The organism is Photorhabdus sp. RM96S, assembly GCF_042879335.1.
Classification (GTDB): domain Bacteria; phylum Pseudomonadota; class Gammaproteobacteria; order Enterobacterales; family Enterobacteriaceae; genus Photorhabdus; species Photorhabdus kayaii.
This window is the reverse complement of sequence record NZ_JBHFKT010000063.1, coordinates 1-14,143: the sequence shown is the minus strand read 5'-3', so window position 1 is coordinate 14,143 and position 14,143 is coordinate 1. Positions and strand designations below refer to the sequence as shown.

13 protein-coding genes are annotated in these 14,143 nt (G+C 42.5%); 3 read left to right on the top strand and 10 right to left on the bottom strand.

Going from position 1 to position 14,143, the window contains the following annotated elements:
* Positions 1–170 precede the first annotated feature (170 nt).
* The 4 genes from hemG to pepQ are packed head-to-tail and all read right to left on the bottom strand — an operon-like array spanning position 171 to position 4,165.
* Positions 171–707, bottom strand: coding sequence for a menaquinone-dependent protoporphyrinogen IX dehydrogenase (gene hemG, locus ACGF49_RS23070; protein WP_113043617.1), 537 nt, complete (start codon positions 705–707; stop codon positions 171–173).
* A 23-nt stretch (positions 708–730) separates the two neighbouring features.
* Positions 731–2,182 (bottom strand): Trk system potassium transporter TrkH, encoded by a 1,452-nt coding sequence (gene trkH, locus ACGF49_RS23065; protein ID WP_113043571.1) that lies wholly within the window; start codon positions 2,180–2,182, stop codon positions 731–733.
* A gap of 37 nt (positions 2,183–2,219) precedes the next feature.
* The gene (locus ACGF49_RS23060; protein WP_228899594.1) at positions 2,220–2,831 is read right to left on the bottom strand and encodes an IMPACT family protein; all 612 of its coding nucleotides are present in this window, start codon (positions 2,829–2,831) and stop codon (positions 2,220–2,222) included.
* Entirely contained in the window at positions 2,831–4,165 is a 1,335-nt protein-coding gene (gene pepQ / locus ACGF49_RS23055; protein WP_387492966.1) for a Xaa-Pro dipeptidase, read from the bottom strand. The genes ACGF49_RS23060 and pepQ overlap by 1 nt, the downstream gene beginning before the upstream one ends.
* A 273-nt stretch (positions 4,166–4,438) precedes the next feature.
* On the opposite strand from pepQ, the gene fadB reads away from it, so the two are divergent.
* Both fadB and fadA read left to right on the top strand, forming a co-directional pair.
* Positions 4,439–6,625, top strand: coding sequence for a fatty acid oxidation complex subunit alpha FadB (fadB, locus tag ACGF49_RS23050; RefSeq protein ID WP_387492963.1), 2,187 nt, complete (start codon positions 4,439–4,441; stop codon positions 6,623–6,625).
* A gap of 11 nt (positions 6,626–6,636) precedes the next feature.
* Positions 6,637–7,803 (top strand): acetyl-CoA C-acyltransferase FadA, encoded by a 1,167-nt coding sequence (gene fadA, locus ACGF49_RS23045; RefSeq protein WP_113043575.1) that lies wholly within the window; start codon positions 6,637–6,639, stop codon positions 7,801–7,803.
* Positions 7,804–7,885: 82 nt separating this feature from the next.
* Here the strand turns inward: fadA and fre are convergent, their stop codons facing one another.
* Positions 7,886–8,587 (bottom strand): NAD(P)H-flavin reductase, encoded by a 702-nt coding sequence (gene fre, locus ACGF49_RS23040; RefSeq protein WP_113043576.1) that lies wholly within the window; start codon positions 8,585–8,587, stop codon positions 7,886–7,888.
* 10 nt (positions 8,588–8,597) lie between these two features.
* Complete coding sequence (ubiD, locus tag ACGF49_RS23035) at positions 8,598–10,070, bottom strand: 4-hydroxy-3-polyprenylbenzoate decarboxylase (protein WP_112878800.1); 1,473 nt, start codon at positions 10,068–10,070, stop codon at positions 8,598–8,600.
* Between the two features lie 611 nt (positions 10,071–10,681).
* On the opposite strand from ubiD, the gene rfaH reads away from it, so the two are divergent.
* Entirely contained in the window at positions 10,682–11,170 is a 489-nt protein-coding gene (gene rfaH / locus ACGF49_RS23030; protein ID WP_113043577.1) for a transcription/translation regulatory transformer protein RfaH, read from the top strand.
* Positions 11,171–11,219: 49 nt separating this feature from the next.
* Here the strand turns inward: rfaH and hemB are convergent, their stop codons facing one another.
* The 4 genes from hemB to tatA form a co-directional block, all read right to left on the bottom strand.
* A complete protein-coding gene (hemB, locus tag ACGF49_RS23025; protein WP_113043578.1) occupies positions 11,220–12,233 on the bottom strand; it encodes a porphobilinogen synthase in 1,014 nt (337 codons plus the stop codon).
* Between the two features lie 109 nt (positions 12,234–12,342).
* Entirely contained in the window at positions 12,343–13,125 is a 783-nt protein-coding gene (gene tatC, locus ACGF49_RS23020; RefSeq protein WP_011148498.1) for a Sec-independent protein translocase subunit TatC, read from the bottom strand.
* A 21-nt stretch (positions 13,126–13,146) separates the two neighbouring features.
* Positions 13,147–13,590 (bottom strand): Sec-independent protein translocase protein TatB, encoded by a 444-nt coding sequence (gene tatB / locus ACGF49_RS23015; RefSeq protein ID WP_113043579.1) that lies wholly within the window; start codon positions 13,588–13,590, stop codon positions 13,147–13,149.
* A 3-nt stretch (positions 13,591–13,593) separates the two neighbouring features.
* Entirely contained in the window at positions 13,594–13,854 is a 261-nt protein-coding gene (gene tatA, locus ACGF49_RS23010) for a Sec-independent protein translocase subunit TatA (RefSeq protein WP_113043580.1), read from the bottom strand.
* Positions 13,855–14,143: the final 289 nt, after the last annotated feature.

Here is a 14,143-nt window from a genome sequence, read left to right as displayed (position 1 = left end):
TCAAGCGCTTATTAGCTTTTTCTCTGCCCGACCTCACAATGTTTATCAGCGTTGTGTCGGTCAGTGGTGGCGCATTATAGGGCGTTCTTTGACGCTGGCAAGCGTTTATTTAAAAAAAACTGCCGTTAGCAGTTTTTTTCAACAAAATACTGATAAAAAGAACAAATAGGTCATTTTTTACTCACCATTTTAAGGAAATCATCGGTAAAATGATTAACTTGCTGCCAGTCGGTATATTCAACTTCTTTAGTTGTATCAGTTTCCCCACCGGTCATTTTCATAATTATTTTAACCATTATCCGATCCAACCAATGATAACGAGGATAAAGTAATGCACCAGCAAAAACACCACACAAATCTGGCTTCCACGGGGTATTAAATAGAAACTTACGAACATACACATTCGTTTCTGGTGTACGTTTCTCTGGCTTCCTTGCTGTCAAATTTACGCCAAAAAATGCGGTTGGCATTTTATTAAGTTGTTGTTGATGACAGATTGCAAACTTTTTCAGTGCTGAATTGAAATGACCATATCTGATCGAAGCTCCAACCATAATCTTGTCATAAGATTCCAAATTGATCGTTTTTACTGTTGCTAAATCTCTGAGCTCGCATACCTCCCCTGATCTGCGTAGATTTTCAGCAATGCGGGTAATGATTTTCTTAGTCTGTCCATCCCGACTGGAATAAAGTAATAAACAATTCATAGCCATATCCCTCTCCCAATAGACTATTCACGCCAGAAGGTTGGTGTAAATAAAACTAATAAAGTGAATACTTCCAAGCGACCAAACAACATCGTTATAACTAATATCCATTTGGCTGCCGGATTCATTGCAGTGAAGTTATCCGCAACAACACCCAACCCTGGCCCTAGATTATTTAGTGTAGCGGCTATTGCAGAAAACGCAGAAAGTTCATCTACACCAGTTGCGATAAGTAATAATAAACTAATGATAAATACCAAAGCATAAGCAGAGAAGAATCCCCAAACAGCTTCAATAATTCTTTCAGGTAATGCTCTTCGCCCTAGCTTGAGGGTATAAACCGCATTTGGATGAACCAATCTCTTCAATTCACGGGAACCTTGCAGGAATAGCAGTAAGATACGAATCACCTTCAGTCCTCCTCCCGTCGAACCTGCACAACCCCCAATAAAAGCGGAACACAACAGCAGTATTGGCAAAAATGATGGCCAACGAGCAAAACTATCTGTGCTGAACCCAGCTGTTGTCGCCATTGAAACAACCTGGAAAAAAGCTTGGTTTAGTGTCTCTATCCCCGACTTATAAATAGCGTGATGCCATAAGATCAGAGTGCAAATAATAACAAGCACTAATTGAATGGAGATAAACATACGGAATTCAGGGTCCCGCCAATATACTGTCAGGCTACGTCCCGTTAATACCGCGAAGTGCAAACCAAAGTTACAACCAGAAATCAGTAGAAAAATCGCAATAATGGTATTTATCGCGGGGCTATTGAAATAACCAATACTCGCGTCATGTGTAGAAAATCCACCAATTGCGATAGTTGAAAAACTGTGAGAAATGGCATCAAAAACTGACATACCCGCAGCCCATAACGCTAAAGCGCAGGCGATTGTCAGTAACACATAAATCAACCATAAAGTTTTTGCTGTTTCAGCAATTCGCGGGCGCATTTTATTATCTTTCAAGGGGCCAGGCATTTCAGCCCGATAGAGCTGCATTCCCCCAACCCCAAGTAGAGGCAGTATTGCAACAGCCAGCACTATAATCCCCATACCACCTAACCATTGCAGCATCTGCCGGTAGAAAAGAATCGCTTTAGGCAAGGAATCAAGCCCAATCAGTGTCGTAGCACCCGTTGTTGTTAAACCGGAGAAAGATTCAAAAAATGCATCTGTAATAGAAAGATTTGGCTGTTCAGAAAAAATGAAAGGTAAAGCCCCAACACTACCAAGTACTGTCCAAAACAAAGCAACGATAAGAAACCCTTCCCGGGGCTTTAATTCATGTTTTTGCTCCCGATTTGGTATCCAAAGCATCAAACCGATAATTAAGGCAAAAATAAATGTCTGACTAAATGCACGCCCAGCGCCATCACGATAGATAAGTGCTACCAACCCTGGAATTATCATGGTGACAGAGAAAAGAATGACAAGCAGCCCAACAATACGGGTTATGGCACGAAAATGCATTTAGCTGGTTCCTTAGAAATCCAGTTACAGAGAATATTTACAGATCAGGTGTTAAATACAGTACACCGCGACTTAGATCACGTAATTTATCACCGACTTCCCCCACTAAGGTAGCTGGAAGTGAAATTCGCAAAGTAACATTCTCTGCATACTCACTGGAAATAATTTGCCCTGATGATTTCTGTAATAACTGTTCAATCATAGAGATATGGGCATATTCACACTGCAAGGAACAGAGTTTCTGTGGAACCTTATTTTTTGTCTCCAGCAATTTCAGCGCCTGTTGGGCACCACTTCCATATGCCCTTACCAACCCACCGGTACCTAATTTTATTCCACCAAAATAGCGAACAACAACCGCGGTTATTTCACCGATATTATTTCCCATAAGTTGGGACAGTATCGGCTTACCTGCGGTTCCTGAAGGTTCCCCATCATCTGAAAAACCCAACTGTTGTGAATCATCCGGTGCACCAGCAACAAATGCCCAGCAGTGATGGCGGGCATCAGGGTACTGAGCTTTGATTTTCTGGATAAACGCTTTAGCCTCATCCACCCCGTCAGTATGCTCCAGCAAGGTAATAAAGCGACTTTTTTTAATCTCTTCAGTAAAACTCACTGAAGCTGCGGGTATCAAATAAGGCTTCATTATGGCAATTGAAGATCCCGAGTCATGTTTTCCACTTTATTTTCATGGATCACAATATTATCTTCAATACGAATACCACCGAAAGGTTTAAGCGTCCCAATTTTATTCCAGTCAAAATGTTTGCTGAACTCACTTTCACGCCAAGATGCAAGCAGCGATTCGATGAAATAAAAGCCTGGCTCGATAGTCAGCACCATGCGAGGTTCTAGAATACGGGTACAACGCAGATAAGGATACATATCCGGAGCGGCTAAATGTGTACCTGTATCATCCTGCATAAACCCTGCCACATCATGGACCTGTAATCCAAGAGGGTGACCAATGCCATGTGGAAAGAATGGCGTTGTCAGTCCTTTTTCAACCATGACTTCTTCACTGACATCTTTCACGATACCATATTTTTTCAACAACTTAGCAATCCGATGATGCATCTGAATATGATATTCGGTATAGCGAACTCCTGCTTTAATTGTACTAATTAACGCTTTTTGTTCAGCATCCATATCTTTAATTAGAGAAGCAAATTCATTATTACTTTTTGCTGAATAAGTGCGGGTGATATCTGCTGCATAGCCATTATATTCAGCACCGGCATCAATCAGGAAACTACGAATATCCGAAGGTGCATTGTGCTGCAATGCAGTGTAATGCAAAACAGCCGCATTCTCATTCATAGCAATAATATTGTTATAAGGCACATCTGTATCACGATGACCTGTTACCATAAGATAAGAGATATTAATATCAAATTCACTCATCCCAGCCTGAAATGCTTCATAAGCTGCCAAATGCCCGACAATAGCCGTTTTTTGTGCTTCACGCATACAGACTAGTTCATAATCTGTTTTGTATGAACGATGGAAATGCAAATAATCAAGAACAGACTTTGGATTAATATTGCGTTCAGAGAAACCAATCTCTTTTGCTCTTTGCAGTGAACAACCGATGTAAGCAACATTCTGTTTCACATAAGTGCTTAACTCTGAATTGATATCTCCAGCATTTGCCAGATGAATCATTTCAACTTCTTTAGTCCAGTAGCTAGTCGGCAATGGTTCTACGCTGTGCCAATAATCTACCGGCGAGTAAAACCATAATTTAGGTTTATTAATACCATCTACCCACAACCAGCAATTAGGCACTTTAGTTACTGGTACCCAAGCTTTGAAGTAAGCATTAACTTTGAAAGGGTAATCTCTATCATCAAGAAAAATACGCTGTAACTCACCAGAGTGAATAAGCAAAGCATCAAATTGATTACGGGCCAATGCTTCACAGGTACGTTGCTGCAATGTAGAGATATGTTCGTGGTACAGAGATGCCAACTTTTCCATTTCAATTGACCTTTTTTATTTTATGACTAAACCATTAGCTTATCACAGCCGTTGATATTTGCAGGTATCACCCAAAAATCTTCTCAATTTATCGACCCCCACTAACACCTTATTTATCAAGATATAAAAACAATTATTGCCAATGAGATACAAATCTCACTTGTGATCACCCTTGCAAAAAACTAATCACTCATTTGCATTTACTTAACATAATAACCACAATCAAACCCATCTGGTCATACCAGATGGTATGCGCTCATTTAGGAGAACGACATGCTCTATCAAAGTGAAACAATTCAAGTAAGCTGGTTGAAAGATGGCATTGCTGAACTGGTTTTCAATGCCCCAGCCGCGATTAATAAACTAGATACCAAAACCGTTGCATCTCTCGATAAGGCTGTTACCAGCCTAGAGCAACAAACTGGATTGAAAGGCGTTTTATTACGTTCTGAAAAAGCCGCATTTATTGTTGGTGCAGATATTACTGAATTCCTCTCTTTATTCGATTCACCTGTAGAAAAACTGCAAGAATGGCTTAACTTTTCAAATAGCATTTTTAACCGGATAGAAGATTTACCCGTACCAACCATTTCAGCAATAAACGGTTATGCTCTTGGTGGTGGCTGTGAATGTGTTCTGTCTACAGATTTCCGTGTGGCCTCCCCGGATATACGCATTGGGCTGCCAGAAACCAAACTTGGTATTATGCCTGGTTTTGGTGGCTCAGTTCGCCTTCCACGCCTGATCGGGACTGATAATGCACTGGATATCATTGCCGCAGGTAAAGACATTGGTGCAGAAGAAGCATTGAAAAACGGTTTGATTGATGCTGTTGTTCCCAAAGAAAAATTGGTTGATTCCGCAGTATCAATGCTGGAACAAGCAATTGCAGGGAACCTTAACTGGAAAGCCGCACGCCAGCCAAAATTAGAGCCTTTGAAACTCAATGAAATTGAACGAGGCATGAGTTTTAGTGTGGCAAAAGGTATGGTGATGAAAGTCGCCGGCCCTCATTATCCAGCTCCTATCACCGCAGTTAAATCCATAGAAAAAGCCGCTACATTTGGTCGCGATGAAGCATTGAAACAGGAAACCGCCAGCTTCATTCCTTTAGCACAGACAAATGTTGCCCGTGCCTTAGTGGGTATTTTTCTTAATGACCAGTACATAAAAGGACTGGCAAAAAAACATCTGAAAGAAGTCACAACACCTGAGTATGCCGCAGTTCTTGGTGCTGGAATTATGGGTGGTGGTATAGCCTATCAATCTGCCCGCAAAAGGATTCCTGTCATGATGAAAGACATCAGCCAGCAAGCCCTTGAATTAGGTATGAATGAAGCCGCGAAACTTCTAAACAAGCAGTTTGAACGTGGCCGTCTAGATGCTATAAAAATGGCGAGAACCCTCTCTTCTATTCAACCTACCTTAAATTATGCCGGTATCGAACAGGCTCAAATCGTGGTTGAAGCTGTAGTAGAGAATCCTAAAATCAAAGCGGCTGTACTATCAGAAACTGAAACTCTGGTTAATGAAGATTGTGTCCTAGCTTCCAACACATCAACAATTCCAATTTCAGAACTAGCTAATTCCCTAAAACGCCCGGAAAACTTCTGTGGTATGCATTTCTTCAACCCGGTACACCGCATGCCATTGGTTGAAGTAATTCGCGGTGAAAAAACTTCTGAAAAGACAATTTCAACCGTAGTCGCCTATGCCAGCAAAATGGGTAAAACTCCGATCGTCGTTAACGACTGTCCAGGGTTCTTTGTAAACCGGGTACTGCTTCCTTATCTCCTTGGCTTCGGTCTGCTATTGCGTGATGGTGGTGATTTCCGCCAAATAGACAAAATCATGGAGAAAGAATTTGGTTGGCCAATGGGTCCTGCTTATCTCATTGATGTTATTGGTCTTGACACTGCACATCATGCTCAATCAGTCATGGCCCAAGGGTTCCCAGATCGTATGCAGCGTGATTATAAAGATGCCATTGATGTTTTATATGACAATCAACGTTACGGGCAGAAAAATGGCCTTGGTTTCTACAAGTACACTCAAGATAAGAAAGGTAAGCCTAAAAAAGAGCAGGACGAGCAAACAGACCAACTGCTGGCAACTATCTGCCAACAGAAGAGTAATTTCTCCGGTGAAGAGATCATTGCTCGTACTATGATCCCGATGATCAACGAAGTTGTCCGTTGTCTGGAAGAAGGTGTCATTGCCAGCCCAGCAGAAGCCGATATGGCTCTGGTTTATGGCCTTGGTTTCCCTCCATTCCACGGTGGTGTTTTCCGTTATCTGGAAACAATGGGAACAGCGGCTTACGTAAAAATGGCTGAAAATTATGCTCACCTCGGTGCTCTTTATCAGGTACCACCTGGTCTGAAAGCCAAAGCTGAACGTAATGAAAGTTACTACTCTACAGCAGCAACGATTGCTGTCAGCACCGGAAAAACAGCGTGAGGTCTGGAAACATGGAAAATGTAGTCATTATTGATGGCATCCGCACCCCAATGGGGCGCTCAAAAGGTGGTGCATTCCGTCAGGTCCGGGCTGAAGATCTCTCCGCTCACCTGATGAAAGAGCTATTTAAACGTAATCCGGCAATACAGCAACATGAAATCGATGACATCTACTGGGGCTGTGTACAGCAAACTCTAGAACAAGGTTTCAACATTGCCCGTAATGCAGCTTTACTGGCAGATATCCCTCACTCTGTACCAGCCGTGACTGTTAACCGCCTGTGCGGTTCATCAATGCAAGCGCTGCATGATGGCGCTCGTATGATCATGACCGGAGAAGCTAATGTCACACTGATTGGTGGTGTAGAGCACATGGGCCATGTTCCAATGACACATGGCGTGGATTTCCATCCTAAAATGAGTCTGAGTGTTGCCAAAGCCGCAGGAGTCATGGGCTTAACCGCTGAAATGTTGGCAAAGATTCACCATATCAGCCGTGAAATGCAAGATGCATTTGCACTCCGTTCACACCAACGAGCAACACAAGCAACGCAATCAGGTGCATTCTCCAATGAGATATCACCGGTTTATGGTCACGATGCCGATGGCATATTGAAACGGTTTGATTACGATGAGGTAATCCGTTCAGATGCTAATCTGAAAGATCTCGCCGCTCTGCGTCCTGTATTCGATCCAGTAACAGGTTCAGTCACAGCAGGCAGCTCTTCTGCTTTATCCGATGGTGCGTCTGCAATGTTGATAACCAGTGAAAGTTATGCCAAGAACCTGGGGCTGAAACCTCGTGCCCGTATCCGTTCTATGGCAGCTGTTGGTTGCGATCCTTCCATTATGGGATATGGCCCGGTCCCTGCTACACAAATGGCGCTCAAAAAAGCAGGTTTAGTACTAGGTGATATTGGCGTGATTGAACTAAACGAAGCATTTGCCGCTCAATCACTTGCCTGCCTGAAGGGCCTGAATTTGTTGGACGGTATGGATGACAAAGTTAACCTGAATGGTGGCGCAATTGCTCTCGGTCACCCACTAGGCTGCTCAGGTGCTCGCATCACAACAACATTGTTGAACTTAATGGAACGCCGCGATGTTCAGTTTGGCCTGGCAACCATGTGTATCGGTTTAGGCCAAGGTATCGCCACCATTATAGAAAGAATGGATTAAGAACTTATCTGTAAGAATTATTATAACTGAGTCGTTGTTGCCGTAATTCCCGCCTGTCAGGGGCGGGCTTTTTATTATTATTTTAAATGAATTCGAAAGCATCACCATACATGTTGTCAGTAGAAGCATCACGCTCACCACAAAAGCGCTCTCGAGCAATTTTTGCCATTTCAAATCGCCCTGCAATGTAGATATCATAATTGGCCAAACTACCAAAATCCTCTAGTACCGCTTTAAGCACTGTTCCTGTACGTCCACACCAACCATTCTCTGACTGTTCAACAACCGGAACAACCTTCAAATTAGGGTAGTGCTCTGTAAGTAACTGTAATTCAGCAAGATCATATAAATGTTGTGATTCTCTGCCCCCCCAATACATAGAGATCTGGCGTTCAGGTTGTTCTTCCAACGCTGTCAGCAATATAGAACGGGTATAAGAAAACCCCGTACCGCCTGCAATTAATAATAGCGGATTAGTGCTGCTTTGACGAAACCAGGCTTTACCATGAGGGATATCAATATCGATCACTTTCTGATCCAGAATTCTATCCATCACAGCCATTGCATACAAATTCAGTTCAGAAGCACCAATATGTAATTCGATAAACTCCTTTTCTGAAGGCGTTGATGCCATTGAAAATGGACGTTTATCTCTCTCACCCATTACCACCATCAGATACTGACCAGCGCGGAATGAGAACGGAGAATCGGGAAGTAACCGTACCCGATAAACCGTATCAGTAATAGCCTCTACAGAGGTGACTTTGCAGCTCAGTGTTGTCATGCGTTCCCTCTTATGGTCCTAAAATATCTAATTCATCCCAGATTTTGTCGACGCGGGTACGCACTTCTTCACTCATCACAATAGGACGTCCCCATTCCCTCTGCGTCTCTCCCGGCCATTTGTTCGTTGCATCCATTCCCATTTTCGAACCCAATCCTGAAACCGGTGATGCAAAATCGAGATAATCTATCGGAGTATTCTCCATTAATACTGTATCTCTTGCCGGGTCCATCCGCGTAGTGATTGCCCAAATGACATCGTTCCAGTCTCTGGCATTGATATCATCATCACAAACGATAACAAACTTTGTATACATAAATTGCCGTAGATATGACCAAACCCCCATCATGACCCGCTTGGCATGACCCGGATATTGTTTCTTCATAGTCACGACGGCAAGACGATAAGAACAACCTTCAGGAGGCAGATAAAAATCGACAATTTCAGGAAACTGTTTTTGTAAAATCGGTACCAGCACCTCATTCAATGCAACCCCCAACACAGCAGGTTCATCCGGCGGACGGCCAGTATAAGTCGAGTGATAAATAGCATCATGGCGCTGAGTAATATGTGTCACAGTGAACACCGGGAACATATCGATTTCATTATAATAGCCCGTATGGTCACCATATGGCCCTTCTGGAGCTAACTCGCCAGGCTCAATATACCCCTCCAATACGATCTCAGCACTTGCTGGTACCTCCAAGTTATTTGAAAGACATTTCACAACTTCTGTTTTATATCCTCTTAATAACCCGGCAAATGCATATTCCGATAATGTATCAGGAACTGGCGTCACAGCCCCCAATATTGTCGCTGGATCAGCCCCCAAGGCAACAGCCACCGGGAAACGTTCTCCTGGATGTGCCTGACACCATTCCTGAAAATCAAGCGCACCACCACGATGAGATAACCAGCGCATAATGAGTTTATTTTTACCCAATACTTGCTGACGATAGATACCAAGATTTTGCCGCTCTTTATTCGGGCCACGAGTGACTGTCAGCCCCCAAGTAATCAACGGCGCAGCATCCTCTGGCCAACAGTGCATAATCGGAATACGGGTTAAATCTACATCGTCACCAACCGAAACATGTTCCTGACAAGGCGCAGTATTAAGCCGTTTAGTTGGCATATTAAGGACTTGCTTAAATTTCGGTAGCTTATCCAGTAAATCACGAAAACCTTTCGGAGGATCGGGTTCTTTCAAAAAAGCTAGCAGCTTACCCACATCATGCAAGGCTTTAACATCTTTCTGCCCCATCCCCATAGCAACACGCTCAGCAGTACCGAACAAATTACACAATACAGGCATTGAATAACCTTTGGGATTTTCAAACAACAAGGCAGGCCCACCAGCGCGAAGGGTACGATCTGCAATCTCAGTCATCTCCAAATAAGGATCAACTTCAAAACTGATGCGTTTCAACTCACCTTTATGTTCCAATAAGGTTAGAAAATCTCTTAAGTCACGGTATTTCATACTATTCATTTATGCCGGTTTTTAAGGGGGAAAACATTATAAGCCATCCCACTCAGCTTTTTTGTGTTTTTTTCAGAAGACTACAAAGTAAACCAATAAGTTACTAAAAAGCAATGAGGTTAATTCAACCTTGCGACCTTAAAGTCAAATACAACGAAATAGAGGCTAATAAGTTAATATTTGAGCATTAAATTGCCCAGTAAGATGTTTAGTTGGAACATATTGCATTGGAACATCTCGATACCTTTGTTCTTACCACAGAAATAATGCTATCACTATCTCCTCTGGGTTCACTGCACAAGATGCAGCCAATTGATCACCACGGATTTCCCATATGGCTACTCAATGACTATCAAATTTTGCAATTACTCAACAGAAATACTGATATTTTTCTTTTATTAATATTTACTGAACAAATAACAACCAACTTTATATTAATTACTTTATCTGTTACTTACCAAAATATTACTCATCGCTTTTTTATTGAAAAACATAGGACCCACTCATAACAATAAATATGCATCATTAAACAATTATCACTAAGATAATACCTGTAATGCCCTTTTCTATTTTGCTATGCTTAATAGTCATTAGATTAAGGTTAAATAAAGATGGAAAACTGGTACCTCATTTACTGTAAACGTGGGCAAATTTCACGAGCAATAGAAAATCTGGAACGACAAGATGTTGCTTGCCTAACTCCTACCGCGAGAATTGAAAAAATAACCCGTGGTAAACGTACTGTGAATATAGAACCACTTTTTCCTAATTATCTGTTTGTTCAGTTTGACCCTGAAATTATTCATACTACAACTATCAATTCAACACGCGGTGTTAGCCACTTTGTCCGTTTTGGCGTACACCCTGCTATCGTACCGGAAACACTGATTAAAGAGATCGTATCAGCAACTGAGCAAGAATATGTATCACCAGATACACCTGTGGCTGGCGATACCGTATTAATCACCGAAGGTATTTTTGAAGGATTGCAAGCTATCTACAATGAGCCAGATGGAGAAACCCGTTCTATTCTGTTACTTAATATTCTGAATAAACAATTACCTAAGGCACTTGATAATAAGCAGTTTGTGAAAATTTAACCAGACAAAAAACGGGCAGAATTTACATTCGCCCGTTTTTAATCAAATATTAATGCTTCTGTTCATATAACTGTTGAGCAACCTGTTTCGCAAAATAGGTCAGTACACCATCTGCTCCTGCACGCTTGAAGCATAACAGAGACTCCACAATTACCTGTTCTTGTAACCAACCATTCTGGATAGCAGCCATGTGCATGGCATATTCGCCAGATACTTGATAAGCAAAGGTTGGTACACCAAATGTGTCTTTTACCCTGCGAATAACATCTAGGTAGGGCATACCTGGTTTTACCATTACAGTGTCAGCGCCTTCCTGCAAATCCTGTGCAATCTCCTGCAATGCTTCATCACTATTCGCAGGGTCCATCTGATAGGTTTTTTTATTGCCCCCTTTCAGATTACGATTTGAACCGATTGCATCACGGAATGGGCCATAATAACTAGAAGCATACTTAGCGGAGTAAGCCATAATTTGAGTATTTACATGTCCTTCCGTTTCAAACAGTTCACGGATTGCTCCAATACGCCCATCCATCATGTCGCTCGGCGCTACAATCTCAGCACCAGCTTCTGCATGTGACAATGCCTGTCTGCCCAAGATCTCTTTGGTGACATCATTCATTACATAACCATCTTGGTCGATGATCCCATCCTGACCATGTGTAGTAAATGGATCTAATGCTACATCAGTTAGTAACCCTAGTTCAGGAACAGCATTTTTCAACGCCCGAACCGTACGCTGAATCAACCCATCAGGGTTATAAGCTTCTTCCGCATCCAGAGATTTTTTATCTGCTTCAATAACGGGGAACAGAGACAATACAGGAATCCCCAGTCGGGCAATCTCTTCAGCTTCTTTCAGCAAAAGATCCATCGTCAGACGATACACCCCTGGCATAGAAGGCACTTCTTGACGACGATTAGTACCCTCCATCACAAATACAGGATAGATTAAATCATTAACAGTTAATTGGTTTTCAGCAACCAGACGGCGGGAAAAATCATGACAGCGCAACCGGCGCATACGTCGACCAGGGAAAGTTCCTGGAAATGCATAGCTCATATAGCTCTCCTAACTCAAACCCAGCGCACTCGCGCTGGGTTAATTAATATGCTATCGCTTCGTGCTAATTATCTTAGCACTACAGAACAACATGTTAAGATTACTATTATCACTTTTCCGTATTCACTTCTGGCGCTTCCTGCTCATCTTCCTCTGAACGATCCCCCAATTTCCGCTGTCCGGTATAAAAACGGGAGAGCAAAATCCCCAATTCAAACAGCAGATACATAGGAATAGCCAGCAAGGTTTGCGAGAAAACATCCGGCGGCGTTAACAACATGCCAACAACAAAGGCCCCGACCAAAATATACGGACGCTTTTTCTTTAAGGATTCCGGTGTAACTACCCCACTCCAACATAACAAAATAATGGCAACGGGTACTTCAAAAGAGACACCAAAGGCCATAAACAGTGCCATGACAAAGCTTAAGTAGTTACTGATATCCGTTGCAATCAGCACCCCTTCAGGCGCCGTTTTAGCAAAGAATCCAAAAGCTATCGGAAATACAACAAAATAAGCAAACGCCATCCCCAAATAAAATAGCAGGCTACTGGAAACAAGCAAAGGGATCATCAAGCGGCGTTCATGCTTATATAACGCAGGTGCAATAAATGCCCATACTTGATAGAGAACCATAGGTGCAGATACGAATATTGACACCATGATGGTCAGTTTTATTGGCGTAAAAAAGGGAGAAGCAACATCTGTCGCTATCATACTGGCACCTTGAGGCAACTGCTTAATCAAAGGTGCAGAAATCATCTGATAGATGTCGTTAGAAAAATAAACCAATGCTAAAAAAACCACTAATACAGTAAGTAAACTGTTTAGAATTCGCTTACGCAGTTCAATAAGGTGACTGATAAGTGGTTGAGTATCATCAACAGCCATGTTTTAGTGTTCACCATTAACTTAATTAGAAGTTTTTTTCTTTGTTGCAGAAGCCGCTTGATCATCCACTAGAGCAGAAGGTCCAGATGAAGCCACAACCTGAGACGCTGCTGGCTTTTGTGCCACCTCATTTATTTCTGATGCGTTCATACTCCCCGCATCAGGTTCATTTTGGTATGCTTTTTTCAAAGACTCAGCAGTTTCTTTTAGCTCATCCATCGAAGCTTTTAGTTCCGGGGATAAATTCTGCAACCCCGCTTCTTCTTGAACTTTTTTCAGGCTTTCTTGGAGCTCCTGCAATTTCAGCTCTTGGGCCAACTCATTTTGGACGTTAGCAGCTAAAGAGCGCAGTGCCCTGATCCAACCAGCAACCGTTTTTACTGCCACCGGTAGCCGTTCTGGCCCCAAAACCACCAAGCCAATGACCATAACCAGCAGCAACTCACCAAAACCAATGTCAAACACGGTTTATACCTGCTCTTTGTTTTTGCTCTCAGATGGTTCAGATTGAGCTACAGATTGTCTTTCAGTAATGTTTTTAGTCTCAAAATCGGCATCACTACTGGTTTTTTGAGCCTGTTGAGGCTGATTATCATCCCCTATCGCCTTTTTAAAACCTTTAATAGATGCCCCAAGATCAGAACCTAAAGTACGGAGTTTATTTGTGCCGAACAACAGCACCACAATGACCGCAATAATGAGTAACTGCCAAATGCTTATACCACCCATTCTGATTCACCTCTATTCAACAGGGATTATTTTAATAGCTCATTATACCCGTTATCTTTCAAGTTGCCTCTTTGTTGGCTGCACTCGCTCACCCCAGTCACATAGTTATCTATGCTCCCGGGGATTCACTCCCTTGCCGTCGCGACGCATCTTGAAATCTTTAGGGTATATACCCGTCATCTTTCAAGTTGCCTCTTTGTTGGCTGCACTCGCTCACCCCAGTCACATAGTTATCTATGCTCCCGGGGATTCACTCCCTTGCCGTCGCGACGCATCTTGAAATCTTTAG

Excerpts from the sequence above, each read along its gene's own strand:
- rfaH (WP_113043577.1), top strand. The coding sequence starts at position 10,682 with ATGGAAAACTGGTACCTCATTTACTGTAAACGTGGGCAAATTTCACGA.
- tatA (WP_113043580.1), bottom strand. The coding sequence starts at position 13,854 with ATGGGTGGTATAAGCATTTGGCAGTTACTCATTATTGCGGTCATTGTG.
- ubiD (WP_112878800.1), bottom strand. The coding sequence starts at position 10,070 with ATGAAATACCGTGACTTAAGAGATTTTCTAACCTTATTGGAACATAAA.
- ACGF49_RS23060 (WP_228899594.1), bottom strand. The coding sequence starts at position 2,831 with ATGAAGCCTTATTTGATACCCGCAGCTTCAGTGAGTTTTACTGAAGAG.
- trkH (WP_113043571.1), bottom strand. The coding sequence starts at position 2,182 with ATGCATTTTCGTGCCATAACCCGTATTGTTGGGCTGCTTGTCATTCTT.
- pepQ (WP_387492966.1), bottom strand. The coding sequence starts at position 4,165 with ATGGAAAAGTTGGCATCTCTGTACCACGAACATATCTCTACATTGCAG.
- hemG (WP_113043617.1), bottom strand. The coding sequence starts at position 707 with ATGAATTGTTTATTACTTTATTCCAGTCGGGATGGACAGACTAAGAAA.
- fadB (WP_387492963.1), top strand. The coding sequence starts at position 4,439 with ATGCTCTATCAAAGTGAAACAATTCAAGTAAGCTGGTTGAAAGATGGC.
- fadA (WP_113043575.1), top strand. The coding sequence starts at position 6,637 with ATGGAAAATGTAGTCATTATTGATGGCATCCGCACCCCAATGGGGCGC.
- tatC (WP_011148498.1), bottom strand. The coding sequence starts at position 13,125 with ATGGCTGTTGATGATACTCAACCACTTATCAGTCACCTTATTGAACTG.
- hemB (WP_113043578.1), bottom strand. The coding sequence starts at position 12,233 with ATGAGCTATGCATTTCCAGGAACTTTCCCTGGTCGACGTATGCGCCGG.
- fre (WP_113043576.1), bottom strand. The coding sequence starts at position 8,587 with ATGACAACACTGAGCTGCAAAGTCACCTCTGTAGAGGCTATTACTGAT.